The following is a 16,145-nucleotide window of genomic DNA, read 5'->3' as shown; positions in this document are numbered from 1 at the left end:
CGCATCTCGTCACTGCACCTCGATCGTGAACTCGTCCGCGAGGCGGCCGTTCACGTCCTTGAAGTAGGCGTGGGCCTTCTTCGGATCGCCGTCGACGTTGAAGCGGATGAACAGGGCGCCGTAGTCGGCGGTGCCCGACATGAGCGCTCCGTTCTTCACCCACTTGTTGCTCGCGTAATACGAGGCCCACCACGTGTCGTCGTCGTGGCTCGCCGCGTTGTAGCTGCGGATGCCCACGCCGCCGAGGCCCGACACGAACACGAAGTTCCGGCTCGGGCCGAGCTCCACGAGGTCGAAGGCGCCGGTCTTGCCGTGGCCGTTCGCCGCGTCGCCGACGTCGGTCAAGGTCAGCGTGCGCGCGTAGGAGTGCTCGTGGCCGGTCGCGACGATGGCGCCGGCGTTCATGCACGCCGTGTACGCGCTCCAGCCCACCTCGTTCGATTTCCCGCCGACCTGCATGTCATGCTGGTTCTTGTGCCACGCGCACACGGACCAGATCGAGCTGTCGGCCGCCAGCGAGCCCTGGATGAAGCTCACCTGATCGGCCGCGTTGGCGGCGCAGCTCGATCGGAGCTCGCTCGTCCCGATGCACGATTGCACGATGAACAGCCCGCGGAAGTTGCACGTCGCCTTGACGCCGAGCTCGCCCGTGCAGTTCATCGAGGGCACGCGCGCGTGGCGCGCCTGGATGTAGCTGGCGTACCCGTTCGCGCCGCCCCAGGCCGCGGCGTCGTGGTTGCCGATGACGGCGAAATAGGGGTAGTTCGCGCCGAGGATGCCGTTGATCCGGTTCTCCCAGGCGGTCGGGTTGCTGGCGTAGTCGAAGTCGCCGTTGTGGATCGTCGCGTCGGCGCCCTCGTCCTTGATCAGGTTGAGGACGTCGTCCGCGTTGCTGCCGTTGCCCTGGTCGCCGATGAACGCGACGAGCAGCCCCGGATCGGTCGAGCCCCCGGGGTCGCCGCCGGGCGGGCCGTAGGTGATCGTGAGCTTCGGCCGGTACGACACGGTCCCGTGCTCGGAGGAGGCGAAGTCGATGCCGTCCGTGTTCGACGAGCTCGCGATGACGATGCCGTCGTTCGAGGTGCCGTCGACCCACGCCTGCACGAGCGCGATGCCCGCCGCGTTGAGCACGATCGTCTTCGAGCCCGCCGAGCCGCTGACGCTGCCGAGGACGCTGCCGCGGTCGCTCGCGCCCTTCGCGCCCGGCGTGGCCCACGCCGTCGACGAGGTCGCGTCGTCCCAGGTGACCGAGGGCTCGCTCCACGAGCGCTTCAGCTCGTAGAGGCTGTACGTGTTCGACGACCCGTTCGTGGCCTGGAGGGTGATCGACGCCGACTGGACGACGCTCCCCGCGGGGATGCCGGAGATCGTCCACCTGAGCAGGCAGGACTTGTCCGAGCCCCCGCCGTCGTCGCCGTCGGCCTCGCAGGTGGTGGCGTTGCCGTAGTTCGTGGTGGCGCTGGCCTCCCGGATCGTCGCGTCCGTCGAGCCCGAATAGGACGAGCTCGGGGACGCGCCCTGCTGGAAGGAGACCGTGGTCAGCGCCTGTCGAGCCTCCGAGATCGGCTCGGCGGCGTGCTCCTCTGCATTGCAGGCCTGGACGACGGCGAGCGCCGGGAGGGCGGCGCAGAGGATGCCCTTCGCCAGTCGGGACCAGCCCGTGTCGCTTCGCTTGTCGTCGGCCGCTTCGTCTCGCGCGCGCGGTGTGTGCATGTCGAACTCCCTCTTCTGCTGGATGGGACGTCGAGTTGGATGAAGCGCGCGCACTCTAGTGGTGAGCGCCATTCGCGAGGGGTTGTGTTTTCGCGACAATCACGCCTCGCTTCGTTGTCCGCCGCCGCGCGATGGATGCCTGTCCGCGCCGCCGCCCTCGGGGTGCTCGATGTCACGGGGTGCCTTTGCGATGCCGCCGCGGCGCAGGGCGCTCGGCGCTCGATGTCACGATAAGGAGACGCCGTGGTGACGATGGACAGGATTTGCATCCTGGCGTTGGCGGCTCGGCGTCGTTCCGTTGAATCCTCTGTTGCGCCGTCGCCGCTCGGCGCCGCTGCGCCGAGCCCTCGTCACCCGTCGAGGTCGGGCCGCGCCGCGCCCATCCCGGTGGCCCACGCCATCGTGTAGCGGGCGTTGATCTCGCACCGCGGGTCCCAGGAGAGGCGCCCGCGCTCGTCCTCCCAGCGGAACGCGTCGATCCCGAACGGCCCGAAATACCCTGCCCCGGCGAGCGCCTCCCCCGCCTCGAGCGCGGCCTCGACGAGCCGCCGGCGCTCGTCGCCGGCGAGATCTCCTGGCCCGGCGAGGGCGGCGCCGAGGTAGGTCCCGCGCGCGTCGCAGCGCTGGACGCACGGCTCGCCGAGGCGCACCGCGCCGCCCTGGGCGACGTGCCCGTGCAGCGAGAAATCCCCGCGGCGCTCGACCCACGGCTCGACCTGCAGGCCGCGGTCCGGGGAGGCGGGGTCGAGCGACGCCGCGACCCACGGCCGCGCGTCGGGCAGGAGCTCGCCGCGGGCGACCCGGCGCAGGCCCCGCCCGGCGAAGCCGAACGGGCGCTTGAGCAGCCAGTGGCCCGTCGGCGTGGGCCCGGCGATCGTGGCCAGGAGCTCGGCGAGCGTGACGACGTAGCGCGCCCCGGGCAGCGTCTGGCCGAGCTCCGCGCAGAAGCGCCGGTGGTTGACGCGGCGGAGCACGTCGAGCGGCGGCGCCTCGGCCGGGGCGACGCCGGCGCGGCGGAGGAGGCGCAGCGCGCGGGGCGTCGGGCACCACGCCCGCCCGACGAGCGCGCTCGCGGGCGGCGCCTGCGGCGCGGGTGGCGAGGGGAGCTCGGGGCTGAGCACGACGTCGCCCGGGCGCAGCAGGGCCGAGACCCGGCCGGCGAGCTCCGGGGCCCGGTCCGCGACCGCGCGGCGAGGGGTGTAGCCCGCGGGGCGGGCCAGCTCCTCGTCGGCGTCGAAGTTCAGGACCCAGGCGCTCGCTCGGTCCATGCGGCCAGCGCGTCGAGGAACCGCTCGTCGAGGCCGGCGCGGGCGCGGTCGCGGCGGTTCATCGGATCGCCGCGCATGAGCAGCGGCGAGAGGGGCGGCGGGATGTGGCGCACCCACGCATCGAAGTCGCCCGGACCGGGCGCGCCGCGATCGGCGCCCTCGCGGCCGTGCGCCGCACCCTCGCGGCCGTGCGTGAAGCGCCGGAACCAGCGGAGCCCGAAGCGCACGTGCGGGATCTCCTCGGCGCAGATCCGCGCGGTCAGCGCGGCGCCGTCGAGGTCGCCGATCGCGCGGAACCGCTCGGCGAAGCGCGCCGTGTGGTCGAGGTTGCCCCCCTCGAGGCCCATCCCCATGACCGCCACGAACTGCGCCGGCGACGCGGCGGCCGGCACCCGCGACCAGAACCAGTCGCGCACCGGGAAGTCGCCGACGCGGTGGCCGATCGCGGCGAGGTAGCCCTCGTAGAGCCGCATGTGCCGCACCTCGTCGAGGGCGATCCGGACCAGGCCGCCGCGGAAGGCGCGCGGCGTCTCCGGAAAGGCGAGCACCGCCCAGGCCATGAGCTCCGCGGCCTGGAGCTCGTGGTGCAGGAACGCGTGGAAGAGCTGCGCGCGGCGCGCCGGGTTGCGCAGCGCCTCCGGCCCCGGGCTCTTCGACGCGCGCTCCGACACGCGCAGCGCGGCGGGCCGCCCCGGGCGCTCGAGGCGGCGCGGCGGCGGCGGCGCGGCGTCGGCCTCCCAGACGGAAGGCACGGGCGGCGGCGCGAGCTTGTGCGCGAGATCGGTCGAGAGGACGTAATCCCAGGCCCAGCGCTCGACCGTTCCCGGCGGAGGCGCGTCGCTGGGGGGTGCGGGAGGAGACAGCATGGCGCGGCAGGACAGGGCAGCGCTGCTCCCTACCACAGCGCGGCAGCGACGGCGCGCGGAGCCCGCGGCGCGCGGAGCCCGCGGCGCGAGGAGCCGCGCCGCGCCGGGGCCCGGGCCGCCCGCCGCCGGCCGGCGGCCGAGCCGGCGCGCTCGCCGTGTCACGATGACAGAGCCCCCCGCGAAGCGGCGACAATTTGCCGGGGAATAAACCGGGACGGCGGTGTTTGCGCGGGAGATGGCGAGTCGCGAGCGTGGCTTGCTCCTTGCTCGATGAAGATCGCATGAAGGCGGAGAAGCGTTCCCAGGCGGTCGACAGGAGGCGCGCGGAGCACACGGTGCTGGTCATCGGCGGCAGCGGCGGCATGACCAGCCGTTACCGCGATGTGGTCGAGCAGCACGGCCTGTCGATGCGACACTACGAGAACCGGCTCCCCCCGGGGGCGCGCCACAGCGTCGGCAAGATCGCGCTGATCGTCATCATGGTGACCATGGTCTCCCACGCGCTCCGCGACCAGATGCAGCGCCTCGGCGTCGAGGGAGCGCCGGTCGTCTATCTCCGCAGCGCCTCGGTCTCCGCGCTGCGCGCGGCCCTCGAGCAGCAGGTCGGCTGACGCCCGCGCGCGCCGCCCCCGCCGGCAAGCAGCACCCCGCGGCGCTGTCAACGCCGCAGCACGATCCCGTGATCGCTCGCGCCCGCGCGCACCCCTGAAGTCCGCTCGCGCCGAGGTCCCGCGATGCGCCGTGTCCCGCGCTGGGCCGCTCCTCCCGACCCGCTCTCCTGACCCGCTTCACGATCTCGCCCGGCGCGCGTCCGCCCCTCGCGCGCGCCTCACCCGCGCGGCGCGCCCTCTCGGCGCCCGGCGCGCCCTCTCTCTCGGCGCCAGGGGCACGCACGTGCGAGACGGCCCCGGCAGCGCGCCGTCACGCAACCGTGACATGGGCCGTGGCACCACTCTGCACGATGTCTGCTGAAACCGTCGCGATGTCGACACTTATGATACGTGTGTTCTCAAGGATCGGACTCGCACCTCAAGCCCCCGCGCGCTCCTGTGGGAGCGCGCCAAGATCAAGGAGGGTCTATGCGTCGTCGCGGCAAGATTGGCATGTTTCCTGCGCTTGGCCTGGTGCTCGGTTGCGCGCTGCTGCCCGGCGCAGCGCGCGCGGCCACCACGGCAATCACGTACACGATCGCACACGCGGACTGCGGCATGAACAGCTTCGCGCTCTACATGAACGGCGCGCTGGTCGACACCGTGCCCGCCACGAATGCCTGCGCGTGCAACAGCTCGCCGCTCCAGGTGACCATCACCGACCCGGTGTTGCTCGAGCTCTACGACCCCGCGCGCTGCAACGACTTCCAGGTCGAGACGGTCGGCGACGACGATGTGATGTGGGGCTATGTGCGCGTCGATGTCGCGTCGGACGAGGGGGCGGCGTCGGCGTGCCTGTTCGACGCTGCGCCGCGCAACGTCGGCCCGGCCTGCGCCGACCGCGAGCTCTGTAACGGCTATGACTACCGCCTCCTCTCCGTGGGAGACGCGGACCCGGACGGCGACGGTCTCGCGGCGGGCGTGGGCGCGGGGTGCGACAACTGCGGCTCGATCGCCAACGCCGACCAGGCCGACGGCGACGGCGACGGCGTAGGCGACGTGTGCGACAGCTGCGCCGACGCGCCCGACCCCGGCCAGGAAGACAGCGACGGCAACGGCATCGGCGACGTGTGTGACGCCTGCTACGCGGCCGGGGCACCGGACTGGGACGCCGACGGGCTCTGCGCGTCGGAGGACAACTGCGTGGGCCGGAGCAACCCCGACCAGGCCGACAGCGACGGCGACGGCTTCGGCGACGCGTGCGACGGGTGCGCGGGGGTGGGGACGTACGACAGCGACGGCGATGGCGTCTGCGACGGGGGCGACAACTGCGCGTACCGCGAGAACCCGGACCAGGCCGACCGCGACGCCGACGGCGTGGGCGACGCGTGCGACAACTGCGTGGGCACGCCGAACCCCCTGCAGGAAGACGTCGACCAGAACGGCCGCGGGGACGCCTGCGACGCCTGCCATGCGATCGGGTCGGCCGACCTGGATCACGATAGAGTCTGCGACTCGGTGGATAACTGCACGGACACGCCGAACCCCGACCAGGTCGACAGCGATGGTGACGGCTTCGGGGATCCCTGCGACGACTGCGTGGGGCCGGGGCAGCTCGACAGCGACGGCGACGGCCTGTGCGATGGAGCGGACAACTGCGTGGTCCGCGAGAACCCGGATCAGCGCGACGCCGACGGCGACGGCTTCGGGGACCTCTGCGATCACTGCGTGGGGCCGGGGGCGCAGGACACGGACGGCGATGGAGTCTGTGACGCGGTGGACAGCTGCGAGCACGTCGCCAATCCGGACCAGGTCGACAGCGATGGTGACGGCCTCGGGGACCTCTGCGACCACTGCGCGGGCCCGGGGGCGCAGGACACGGACGGCGATGGGCTCTGCGACGGGGCGGACAACTGCGTGTCCGACCCCAACCCCGGCCAGGAAGACAGCGACGGCGACGGCATGGGGGACAGCTGCGACGTCTGCGGCGTGATCCTCGACAACGGCACCCTCCAGCTCGGCGTCCACTGCGAGGGCCACCTGAACGTCCCGTTCGAGGATCCGCTGGGCTACGGGACCCTGGGGCTGCGCTACGTGCCCACCGGCAATCCGGCGATCGAGCCGGGCGAGCCGGCCGAAGGGTGGGGCGTCGGCGACGCCCTCTCCGGGGTGGCCGGCTACGCGAGCCGGTGGCCGGACGGCGGCGCCGTGAACATGACGGTCGTGAGCTTCTCGGCGACGTCGAGCGCCGCGGTCTCCACGGTCCAGGTGGGCTCGACGTTCCTCGTCACGCACGACTACCACCCGTCGGCGCTGACCCCCTGGCTCTACGAGGTGGTCGTCACCATCCAGAACATCAGCCCGGATCCCGTGGACCTGCGGTACCGGCGCGTCGTGGACTGGGACGTCGTCCCCTCGCCGTTCCTCGAATACGTGACCCTCGACATGGGGACGGCCTCGGAGCTGTTCCGGACCGACACGAACGGATTCAACAGCGCGAACCCGTTCTCGTTCGTGAGCTCCCAGCCTGGCCCGGTGACCGACGCGGGCCCGAACGATCTCGGCGCGCTCTTCGATTTCGACTTCGGCGGGCTCGCGCCCGGCGAGCGCAAGGTCTTCAGGACGTTCTACGGCGCCGCCGGCACCGAGGCCGACGCGCTCCGCGCCCTGTCGGCGGTCGGCGCCGAGGCCTACTCGCTCGCCCAGCCGAGCACCCCCGCCGGATCGAGCCTGGGGGCGCCGAACACGTTCATCCTCGCGTACGCGAGCGTCGCCGCGGTCTGCGGCGACGGCGTCGTCGAGGCCGGCGAGGCGTGCGACGACGGCAACGGCGTGAGCGGCGACGGCTGCAACGCCGACTGCACCGTCGGTTGCCCCGACGCGGACGGCGACGGCTCCTGCGATGTCACGTGCGTCACGATCCGGCGCGGCGCTCACGGCCAGGCGGCGGACGCGACCGTCTGGGCGCTGTACCCGCGCTACAACGACGGCAGCTCATCCTACGTGCACACGGGCCTGCGCGACGGCGCCGAGAAGCAGGCGCTGTTCCGCTTCGATCTGGGCGCCATCCCGTCCTGGTCCACGGTCGAGTCCGCCACGTTCCGCGCCACGCTCTACGGCTCCCGGTCCCACGAGATCCGGGCGCACCGCGTCACCGCTCCCTGGGTGGAGTCCACGGTGACCTGGAGCAGCCTCGCGGGCAGCTACGATCCGGCGATCGAGGCGACGCTCCTCGGCGCGTCGTCCGGCGTCGGGACCCTGGACCTGACCGCGCTCGTGCAGGCGTGGGTCGACGGCGTGCACCCGAACCACGGCCTCCTCCTGGAGGCGGACCCGACGGCGCGCACCGCGTACCGCTCGAGCGAGCACCCCAGCCTGGACCACCGCCCCTCGCTCGAGGTGTGCTTCTACTGACCCGCCGCCGGCGCGGCCCTCAGCGCACGCCGACCAGGCGCTGCATGAGGCGCTGGAACTCGGGGACCGAGAGGTCGACGTGCTCGACGACCCGCCCGTAGAGCGTGGCCGTCGGCACATTGCGGCCGGGAAACTCCCGCTCGAGCACCGAGAGCTGCCAGAGGATGACGCGCTCGGCGCGGGTCAGCCCGTCGCGCACGTCGGGCAGGTTGTCATACGGGGATCGCCTCGGGACCATGCTCAAGCTCCCATCCTGGCCGCCGCAGGCCGCGGCCTTCGCGCTTCGTACCATGCCGCCGCGGCTCACCGCATGTCCAGCGGAGCCGCGCGGGCCGCCGTGTCCCCTCGGAGACGGGCCACGAGCATCCTTCCCGTGGTGAGCAGCATTCCCATGATCGGCAGGCTGAGAGGTCGCCGGACGGCGTGGGGGGCGGGGGCGGGGCATGGGCGGCGGCGCGGCGCCGCTCGCGCCGCCACTGCGGCCGGGCGTCGTTGCAGCGAACAGCGCCGCCCGGGGGGAGGGAGCGACGGGCGGCCGCTGCTCGATGCTATCCTGGCACACAGGGGCGCGGGGCTCGGACCAGCGCCCCCTCCTCGTGGGGCGCCGCGGGGTCACGACACGCCGCCGGCATCACCGGCCGGACGCGGCCCCACTGCGGCCTCGCCCGCTGTTGCAGCTCACTTCTGCGGGTAGATCGGCGACTGCTGCGACGGACACGACGGGCAGAACTTCGACGGCCCCTTCTGCACAGACGGGCAGAACTTCGACGGCGCTCCCTTCTTCGTCGGGCACTGCCCGTATTGCCCCACGCCCTGGGAAACTCCGAGCTTCCCTTGGCCGACGAGCCCCGTCTGGGAGCCGACGAGACCGGTCTGGAGCCCCGTCTGGGAGCCGACGAGCCCGGTCTGGAGCCCCGTCTGGGAGCCGACGAGCCCGGTCTGGAGCCCCGTCTGGGAGCCGACGAGCCCCGCCTGGGAGGAAATGAGCCCCTTGTGAGGGTTGGTGAGCCCCTTGTGAGGATTGATGAACCCCTTCTGGGGATGCTCGAACCCCTTCTGAATGATGCCCTGGCTCACCGGCGCCGCCCCGAGCCCCGCGATCTGCTGAGAGCCCATCTGGGGATTCATGATAGCGGCCCCGTCCGCCGTCTCGAGCGCCTCTTCGCTCGAATCGACCATCTCGATGTCCTCGCCCATCTCGCCGTCGGACAGGTCCGCCGACTCGACGGCGCACCCCGCCATCGCGGCCGCGACCAGCATCAGCAACGACGTTCCATAGTGAATCGAGCTCATGTCGCCTCCTTCGATGTCCCGTGATGGCCACCTGGCCCACGAACATCCTGCCTCGGGTGTGAGCATGTGGCGTGCCTGGGCAGGTCTGTGCACGGTGCGCCTGTGCCGGTCTTGGCGTCTGTCCCACCCTCGGCCAAGAGGCATTTCATGGAGCCGCGCTGACACCGGTGCTCCCACCGAGCGTCCGCGTCCGCGTCCGCGCGACGGCGGCCGCCTCCTCGCGGTCGGGCGAGTTCGGGGCGACGGGCCCGCGATCGCCTGATGGACATGACGAGCGTCGACGCGACAGAGGTGTGATCGCCATCGAGGGATCGAGCGTGGCCGCGCAGAGCGGCTGTGCAGCAGACGGCGCACGGACGGCGCGAGACGGTCAGTCGGCGCGGACCGCGCACGGGGGATGTCGCTCGCCGCGTCGTCCACGCGCTCGGCGCTCCCCGGAGGGCCGACGCCGCCCGATGGCCGGCTCCGCCTCGGGGCCATCGCCGCTGCGCAGAGGCGCCGCGCGCTCCCCGGGCGCGCGCGGCGGGCGCGTGATGCCCGTCAGGGAGAGATTAGTCCCAGACGCATCTCGCCCTGTAGGCGCATCGCCGCGGGAGCGTTCGGGGCGCAACGTGATGTTGCTCCGCCAGGGCGCGTGGAGCGGCGTGTTGCCTGGGACTGCGCGTCGTCCGCGCTGTTTCGTTTTGTCCAACGAGGCTCATCATATGCTGGAAACATCATGGGTCCGATGTGGCCGATCCGCACCTCCCCCGGCGCCGATGGCGTCTCCCCGCGCCGCTGAAGCAGAACGTCGAGGACGCCAGCGGGCGTCTGGGGCATCGCCTCGTCGTGGCCTGGGCTTCAGCCTCGGAGCGCCCCGCCCGCGCCCCTCGCGGGGCGCCCGCGGCCGCTGGCCGCGAGCTCCTCCTTGCCGGCGCGCCCCATCCTCCGGATCGCCGCTTCCCGCCGCAGCGCCTCGCCCCGGTCCGCCGCCGCCTCGACGTGCACCAGCGCGAGCGGGCCCCGGCCGCGCGTGTAGCGCGCCCCCCGCCCCGACGCGTGCTGCGCGAGGCGCGCCTCCACGTCGCGCGCGATCCCCGTGTAGAGCGACCCGTCGCCGCAGCGGAGGATGTACACGTGCCAGGCCGCCGCGGTCACTCCTTCGGCCCCTCGTTGTAGCCGCGCGGCCGGTACTTCGGGTCCACGCCGCCGTGCTTCGCGCCGTTGTCGAGCGTGTCGGTCGCGAGGTACGCGAGCCACGTCCCCGGGTGCGCCTCCGCGAGCGCCCTGAGCTCCGCCTCGTGCGCCGCGAGCCGCTTCTCGTCGTACAGGCACTGCAGCGCGAGGGCGATCAGGCTGAGCTCGTTGGGCCCGAGCTCCATGCCCCGCCGGTAGTGCGGGAACGCCTCGTCCGGGCGGTGCATGCGGCAGAGCGTGTCGCCGGTGTACACGTGGGCCATCGGCCAGCTCGGGGCGAGCTCCGCCGCGACCCGGCTCTCGGCGAGCCGGGTCTCCAGGTCGCCGCGGGCGCCCTTCATCACCGAGTAGTTCAGGTGCGCCTTCGCGCTGTTCGGGACCGCCTCCTTCGTCGCCGCCCAGAAGTCGAGGTCGTTCCGGTAGTCCATCGCGTGCCGGTACGCCTGCGCGCACTGGAAGCCGAAGAAGAGCGCGAACAGCGCCGGCGTGAGCCAGGCCCGGAACGTCCAGCGCGCCCGGGGCGCGAGGTCCGAGCCGGCGAGCGCCTCGTGCAGCCACGAGAACGCCACCGCGAGGAGCAGCGACGACCCGATGGCCGGGAAGTACCAGAAGCGCTCCGCGCGCACGGTCGGCAGGACGACCGGGATGTTCGAGTGCGGGAAGTAGCTGACCACGATCCACACGAGGCCGATCGCCGCGACGCACAGCCCCGCGTACCCGCGGCGGAGCGGCACCCAGGCGCTCCGGTCCGCCGTCGCCGGGCAGGGCAGGGGGCGCGTCCCCTCGACGAGCATCCCGAGCCCGACCACCAGCGGGGGCAGGAACGGCAGCGGCCACAGCGCGAGCGGCAGCGCCCGGAGCAGCGGCAGGCGCCCCGCCGGGCGGAGCACGTGCCAGTCATACGCGGCGAGCCCCGCCGCCGCGGCCGCGAGCGCCGCCCCCGCGAGGATCAGCGTCCACCGCCGCGACGTCGCCTGCCCGCCGTCGACGAGGAAGGCGGCGCGCACCGAGCGCCGCTCGCCCCGCTCGCGGTGCTCGCGGCGGAGGGCCGCGAGCCAGAGCGCGAGCGAGCCGAGCGGGGGCAGCGCCATCATCACGGCGCCGGCGACGCTGCCGAAGAAGACCAGCCGCTCGGGCACCGGCTCCGCGGGGAACGAGTAGTCGCCGCTCAGCCTCCACGGGAACACGAGCTGCGTGAGGCCCCGGAAGTAGACGCGCAGCGCGCCCGCGACCCGGTGCGGCGTGTCCGCGGTGCTGAGCGGGTTGTTGAGCGGGTCGCGCGGCAGGGGCGCCTGGTGGAACCAGACGAGCGCGTCGTGCAGGAGGCGCCTCGCGAGCGGCGCCCCCTCCGGGAGCGGCGCCGCGAGCTCGGCGGGCAGCGGCGACGGGAACCAGCGCCGCCGGAGCTCGACGTAGAGCACGAACGCCGCGCCGGCCCCGAGCAGCGCGAGCAGCGCGCGGACGAGCCGCGCCGGGCGCGTCGGGTGGGTGAGCGGCGCGGCGACGAGCGCGGCGAACGGGATGAGCGGCACGCAGACGAGCGCGCTCTCCTTGGAGAAGAGGCCGAAGAGCACCGCCGCGAACACGCCGAAAGGCATCGCCCACGCGGGCAGCCCGAGGGCGGCGAGGGCGGCGATGGCCCCCATGCCCCCGAGCACGTCGGCGATGCCCACGATGCCGCTCACCGCCTCGGTGAGCACCGCGCAGCTCACGAAGAGCAGCCCCGCGAGGTAGGCGAGCCCGCGCCGGCGCGTGAGCCAGAACGCGACGCACGTGAGCAGCGCGCCGTTCACCGCGTGGAAGAGGACGTTGTAGAAGTGGTGGAAGAACGGCTGCTTCGACAGCGCCCAGAGCGCGCGCCAGAGGAAGTTCGGCAGCGGGCGGTACGAGCCGACGCTCCGGTCGGGCGGCAGCCCCCAGAAATCGCGGTGGATCGCGTCGAGGAAGCCGAGCCCGCCCTTCGCGTTCACGTACGGGTTGGCGAGGAGCGCCTCCTGCTCGTCGAAGATGTAGTTCGTCGACGGCGCGCGCGTGAACAGGACGATGGAGACGAGCGCGAGCGGCGCGAGCGCGGACCAGAACGTCGGGTCGAACGCGAGGAAGTAGTCGCGCACGCGGCCGGCGGCCCGCTGGAGGCGCGACGGCTCGAGCGGCACGGGCGGCGGCCGCTCGGACAGGGGCGGCGCCGCGGGGGCGAGCGGCGCGCCGGGGCCCACGGGCTCCGGCGCGGCCTGCTCACCGGCGGGGTACGAGGGCGGGGAGGTCACGCCCGGCCCCTTCAGCCCCCGGCCTCCGGCGGGCCGGCCGCCCGCTCGGGCTCGGGGCCGGCCGCCCGCTCGGGCTCGGGGATCGACCAGATATCGCCCCAGAGCGGCTGGCCGCCGTCGATCCCGTACACCGCGCCGGTGATGAAGTCGTTCTGGTCGCTGGCGAGGAAGACGATGAGCCGCGAGACCTCCTCCGGGGTGGCGAGGCGCTTGAGCGGGGTCGCGCGGCGCGCGAGCTCGAGGAGCTCGTCGCCGTACTGCGCCGTGCCGCTCGAGCGGATGTTGTTGCCGGGCGCGACGGCGTTCACGCGGACGCCGAACGCCGCCCACTCGACGGCGAGCGAGCGGGTGAGGTTCTCGACGCCGGCGCGCGCGGCGCCCGTGTGCGCCATGCCGGGGAAGCCGCGGCTCACGGACGCGGTGACGTTCACGATGCGGCCGCGCCGCGCCGGGATCATCGCCCGCGTCGCGACCTCGCGGGTCATGAAGAAGGTGCCGTTCAGGTTGTTGCGGACGACCGCCTCCCAGCCCCTCGGGGTCATGTCCATGGCCGGGCTCGGGAACTGGCCCCCGGCGTTGTTCACGAGGACGTCGACGCGGCCGAAGCGCTCGAGCACCTGGCCGACGAGGGCGGCGATCTGCTCCGGATCGCGGATGTCGCAGGGCGCGGCGAGCACGTCGGCCGCGGCGACGCCGTCGCCGACGAGCGCCCTTTGCGCGGCCTCGAGCTTGTCGGCCTTGCGGCCGCAGATCGCGACCTTCGCGCCGAGGTGCGCGAGCTCGCGCGCGCACGCGAGGCCGATCCCGCTGCCCCCGCCCGTGACGAGGGCGACCTGATCGTCGAAGAGTCCTCGGGCGAAGATCGAGCGCACCTGGGTCACGCCCCGCGTTTACAACGGGTCAGGGGGCGGCGCCACATGCGCGCGCTCCCCGGGGTGCGCGGCGCCGGAGCGCGCAGCGGCCGGGGGTGCCACGGGCCGCGCGCCACCCGGAGCGCCCGGCGCCCGAGGCAGAACGGCGCGCGGCTGCCCGGCGCGGGGCGCGCCGGCCGCGTCGCGCCGCGGGCCCGGCGTCGGGCCGCGCGTCCACGGCGGCGCGCGCCGCGGCGGCCAGGTCACCGGGCCTGGGCGCCCTTCACGGCCTCCGAGAGGAGCTCGTAGGACCGCAGCCGGGCGCCATGATCGTGGATCTGGGCGACCACCATCAGCTCATCGGCGAGGGTCTCGTCCACGATGGCCTGGACCCGCTGTCGCACCGTCTCCGGGCTCCCGGCGACCGAGTAACGCAGCTGTCGCCGGATCGTGGCCTCTTCGTGGGGGGCCCACAGCGCGTCCATGGCGTCCACCGGGGGAGGGAGCTGGCCCGGGCGGCCGCGGATGAGCGACAGGAACTGCTGCTGCTGCGACGTCGAGAGCCGCCGGGCCTCCTCGTCCGTGTCGGCCACCACGACGTGCAGGCCGATCATGGCGTGGGGCCGCTCCAGCGCGTCCGAGGGGCGGAAGCCGCTCCGGTAGAGCTCCAGCGCGGGCAGCAGGTAATCCGGCGCGAAGTGGCTGGCGAAGGCGAAGGGCAGGCCCAGGTGGGCCGCCATCCGGGCGCTGTAGCCGCTGGAGCCGAGCAGCCAGATGGGGATGTTGAGCCCTTCTCCGGGGATGGCGCGCACTCTGGCCACGCCGGGCGGAGGCGCGCGATCCAGGTAGGCGCGGAGCTCGCTCACGAGCTCCGGGAAATCGTCGCCGTCGGTGCCCAGCGATCGCCGGAGCGCGCGGGCGGTCAGCGGATCGGTGCCCGGCGCCCGCCCGAGGCCCAGGTCGATGCGGCCCGGATACAGGGACTCCAGCGTCCCGAACTGCTCCGCGATGACGAGCGGCGCGTGGTTGGGCAGCATGATGCCGCCGGCGCCCACGCGGATCGTCGTGGTGCCCGCGGCCACATGGCCGATCAAGAGCGACGTGGCGGAGCTGGCGATGCCCGGCATGTTGTGGTGCTCGGCCAGCCAGTACCGGCGGTACCCCCACGCCTCGGCGTGGCGCGCGAGGTCGAGGGTGTTGCGGAAGGCGTCTCTCGGCGTGGCGCCCACCACGACCGGCGCAAGGTCGAGCACCGAGAGGGGGGTGTCCTGGAGCGCTCTGGATCGCGGATGCGTCGTGGGGTGTTCAGGCATGGTGGTGATTCCTCCTCGGAGGGCGACCGTGACGACATAACACGCGGAGGGCCCACGCACCCGGGGAGAGGCGCGCGGCCGTGATCGAGCGCCAGGCGCGCCGCGGCGCCCCCGGATCCGCGCGACGACGTCCGCCTCGGGAGCGGGGTCCAAAGGAGGTCTCGTCGGGCTCGAACTCGCGAGGACGATTGACAAGATGGCGGAAAGTCAGACCGGCTACCCGGCGTTGATGGCGGCGGACCGAGGGCAGGCGCGGGGGCGTCGCCGGCGGTCTCCGGCGGAGCGCGCCGATCTGCGCTCGTCTCCATTGCGGTCAGCGACCGCTGGCCTGGATATCGAGAGGGGATTCATGCTGGCCTGTCATCGCTCTCGCCGTGTTTGCCTCGTCGTTTTGATGATCACGCTCGCCACGTTCTCCGCGGCCGGCGCCGCCCGCGCCGAGGAGGCGGGCGCGCGCGCGCGATCCGGCGGGATCCCGCTTCGGGGGGGCCGGGCAGGTCGCCCTCGATCACCTCGTCGGGTTGACCACCAACGGCGGTCATCTCGGGCCGAACATGACCGCCGGGAGCCCGCTCGACGGCTCCTGGGGCGCGATGGGGTATACGGGGGTGCTCGGCTACACGTTCTCGGAGACCCAGAGCGGCGGCCAGGGCGCGCCGGACGGCCTCTCGTCCAGGACCCACGCCGCCTGGGTCTCGCCGTCGGTCGAGGTGTTCGTGACCGACCGGTTCTCCGTCGGCGGCACGATCGGCTTCTCCTACACCAGCCACGCGTTCCGGCTGCCCGACACCGGCGGCGCAGCGACACGAATCGAGGGCGACTCCTTCGCGATCTCCGTCGTGCCGCGCGTCGGTTATGCCATCTCGCTGGGCGAGCCGCTCGCGCTGTGGCCGCGCGCGGGCTTCGGGTACAGCGCGAGCCAGGCCGACTCGACGTCGACGCAGGGGGTGTCGAGCTCGATGAGCGCGTGGATCGGCGTCGTCGATCTCGGCCTCGTCTACCGGCCCACGGAGCACATCTATCTGCACATGGCCCCGGAGCTCGTGCTCAGGATCTCGAGCATCCAGGGATCGCGCGGCGTGACCCTCCAGCGGCGTGACCCTCCAGCAGAGCGGCTCGCTCGGGCTCGGCATGACCGGCGGGGTTGGCGTCCTCCTTGGCTCCTGATCAGGAAATGTTCATCGAGGCGGTAGAGCCGGCGTCGATGATCGGCGCCGGGGCGCGAAACCCGAGGGTCCGGAACGAGCGTGGTGCGCCGAGCACCGCGCGATCGCCGCGCCGCCGGGCGCCTCCTGGGGCGCACGGGCGGCCGGATCCGTGGTAGGGCGAACCCCGTCCAGCGCGGGCGGCTGGTAGAATGCGGCGTGTCCGGGCTGGCGGCGCTCGTCTCGAGG

General features: G+C 73.3%; 12 protein-coding genes. 3 read left to right on the top strand and 9 right to left on the bottom strand.

What is annotated here, in order from left to right; all coding sequences use genetic code 11:
- Positions 1–9: 9 nt before the first annotated feature.
- From WMF31_RS31690 to WMF31_RS31680, 3 genes are all read right to left on the bottom strand, one after another.
- Positions 10–1,713 (bottom strand): DNRLRE domain-containing protein, encoded by a 1,704-nt coding sequence (locus tag WMF31_RS31690; protein ID WP_436605522.1) that lies wholly within the window; start codon positions 1,711–1,713, stop codon positions 10–12.
- Between the two features lie 350 nt (positions 1,714–2,063).
- Positions 2,064–2,981 carry a hypothetical protein gene (locus tag WMF31_RS31685; protein ID WP_436605521.1) on the bottom strand — a complete coding sequence of 306 codons (918 nt, stop codon included), beginning with the start codon at positions 2,979–2,981 and terminating at the stop codon, positions 2,064–2,066.
- Positions 2,954–3,847: a DUF455 family protein gene (locus WMF31_RS31680; RefSeq protein ID WP_436605520.1), complete on the bottom strand. Its 894-nt coding sequence runs from the start codon at positions 3,845–3,847 to the stop codon at positions 2,954–2,956. The genes WMF31_RS31685 and WMF31_RS31680 overlap by 28 nt, the downstream gene beginning before the upstream one ends.
- Positions 3,848–4,128: 281 nt before the next feature.
- Between WMF31_RS31680 and WMF31_RS31675 the strand changes: the two genes are divergently transcribed.
- Both WMF31_RS31675 and WMF31_RS31670 read left to right on the top strand, forming a co-directional pair.
- Complete coding sequence (locus tag WMF31_RS31675; RefSeq protein ID WP_436605519.1) at positions 4,129–4,458, top strand: DUF2325 domain-containing protein; 330 nt, start codon at positions 4,129–4,131, stop codon at positions 4,456–4,458.
- A 492-nt stretch (positions 4,459–4,950) separates the two neighbouring features.
- Positions 4,951–7,851 carry a DNRLRE domain-containing protein gene (locus WMF31_RS31670; RefSeq protein ID WP_436605518.1) on the top strand — a complete coding sequence of 967 codons (2,901 nt, stop codon included), beginning with the start codon at positions 4,951–4,953 and terminating at the stop codon, positions 7,849–7,851.
- A gap of 19 nt (positions 7,852–7,870) precedes the next feature.
- Here WMF31_RS31670 and WMF31_RS31665 read toward each other — a convergent pair whose 3' ends face one another.
- The 6 genes from WMF31_RS31665 to WMF31_RS31640 all read right to left on the bottom strand — a co-directional run bounded on the left by WMF31_RS31665 (position 7,871) and on the right by WMF31_RS31640 (position 14,751).
- Positions 7,871–8,089, bottom strand: coding sequence for a hypothetical protein (locus WMF31_RS31665; RefSeq protein WP_129345697.1), 219 nt, complete (start codon positions 8,087–8,089; stop codon positions 7,871–7,873).
- Between the two features lie 440 nt (positions 8,090–8,529).
- Entirely contained in the window at positions 8,530–9,144 is a 615-nt protein-coding gene (locus WMF31_RS31660) for a hypothetical protein (RefSeq protein WP_436605517.1), read from the bottom strand.
- 840 nt (positions 9,145–9,984) lie between these two features.
- Entirely contained in the window at positions 9,985–10,281 is a 297-nt protein-coding gene (locus tag WMF31_RS31655; protein WP_436605516.1) for a GIY-YIG nuclease family protein, read from the bottom strand.
- Positions 10,278–12,587 carry a tetratricopeptide repeat protein gene (locus WMF31_RS31650; RefSeq protein WP_436605515.1) on the bottom strand — a complete coding sequence of 770 codons (2,310 nt, stop codon included), beginning with the start codon at positions 12,585–12,587 and terminating at the stop codon, positions 10,278–10,280. The genes WMF31_RS31655 and WMF31_RS31650 overlap by 4 nt, the downstream gene beginning before the upstream one ends.
- A gap of 11 nt (positions 12,588–12,598) precedes the next feature.
- Positions 12,599–13,468: an SDR family oxidoreductase gene (locus WMF31_RS31645; RefSeq protein ID WP_436605514.1), complete on the bottom strand. Its 870-nt coding sequence runs from the start codon at positions 13,466–13,468 to the stop codon at positions 12,599–12,601.
- Positions 13,469–13,701: 233 nt separating this feature from the next.
- Positions 13,702–14,751, bottom strand: a complete 1,050-nt coding sequence (locus tag WMF31_RS31640; RefSeq protein WP_436605513.1) for an LLM class flavin-dependent oxidoreductase — start codon at positions 14,749–14,751, stop codon at positions 13,702–13,704.
- A gap of 554 nt (positions 14,752–15,305) precedes the next feature.
- Between WMF31_RS31640 and WMF31_RS31635 the strand changes: the two genes are divergently transcribed.
- Positions 15,306–15,944: a hypothetical protein gene (locus tag WMF31_RS31635; protein WP_436605512.1), complete on the top strand. Its 639-nt coding sequence runs from the start codon at positions 15,306–15,308 to the stop codon at positions 15,942–15,944.
- Positions 15,945–16,145 lie beyond the last annotated feature (201 nt).

Origin of the sequence: Sorangium sp. So ce1036 (assembly GCF_051369805.1) — a bacterium.
GTDB classification, from domain to species: Bacteria; Myxococcota_A; Polyangia; order Polyangiales; family Polyangiaceae; genus Sorangium; species Sorangium cellulosum_F.
The sequence above is the reverse complement of the archived record's forward strand: the minus strand, read 5'-3'. Positions and strand labels throughout refer to the sequence as shown.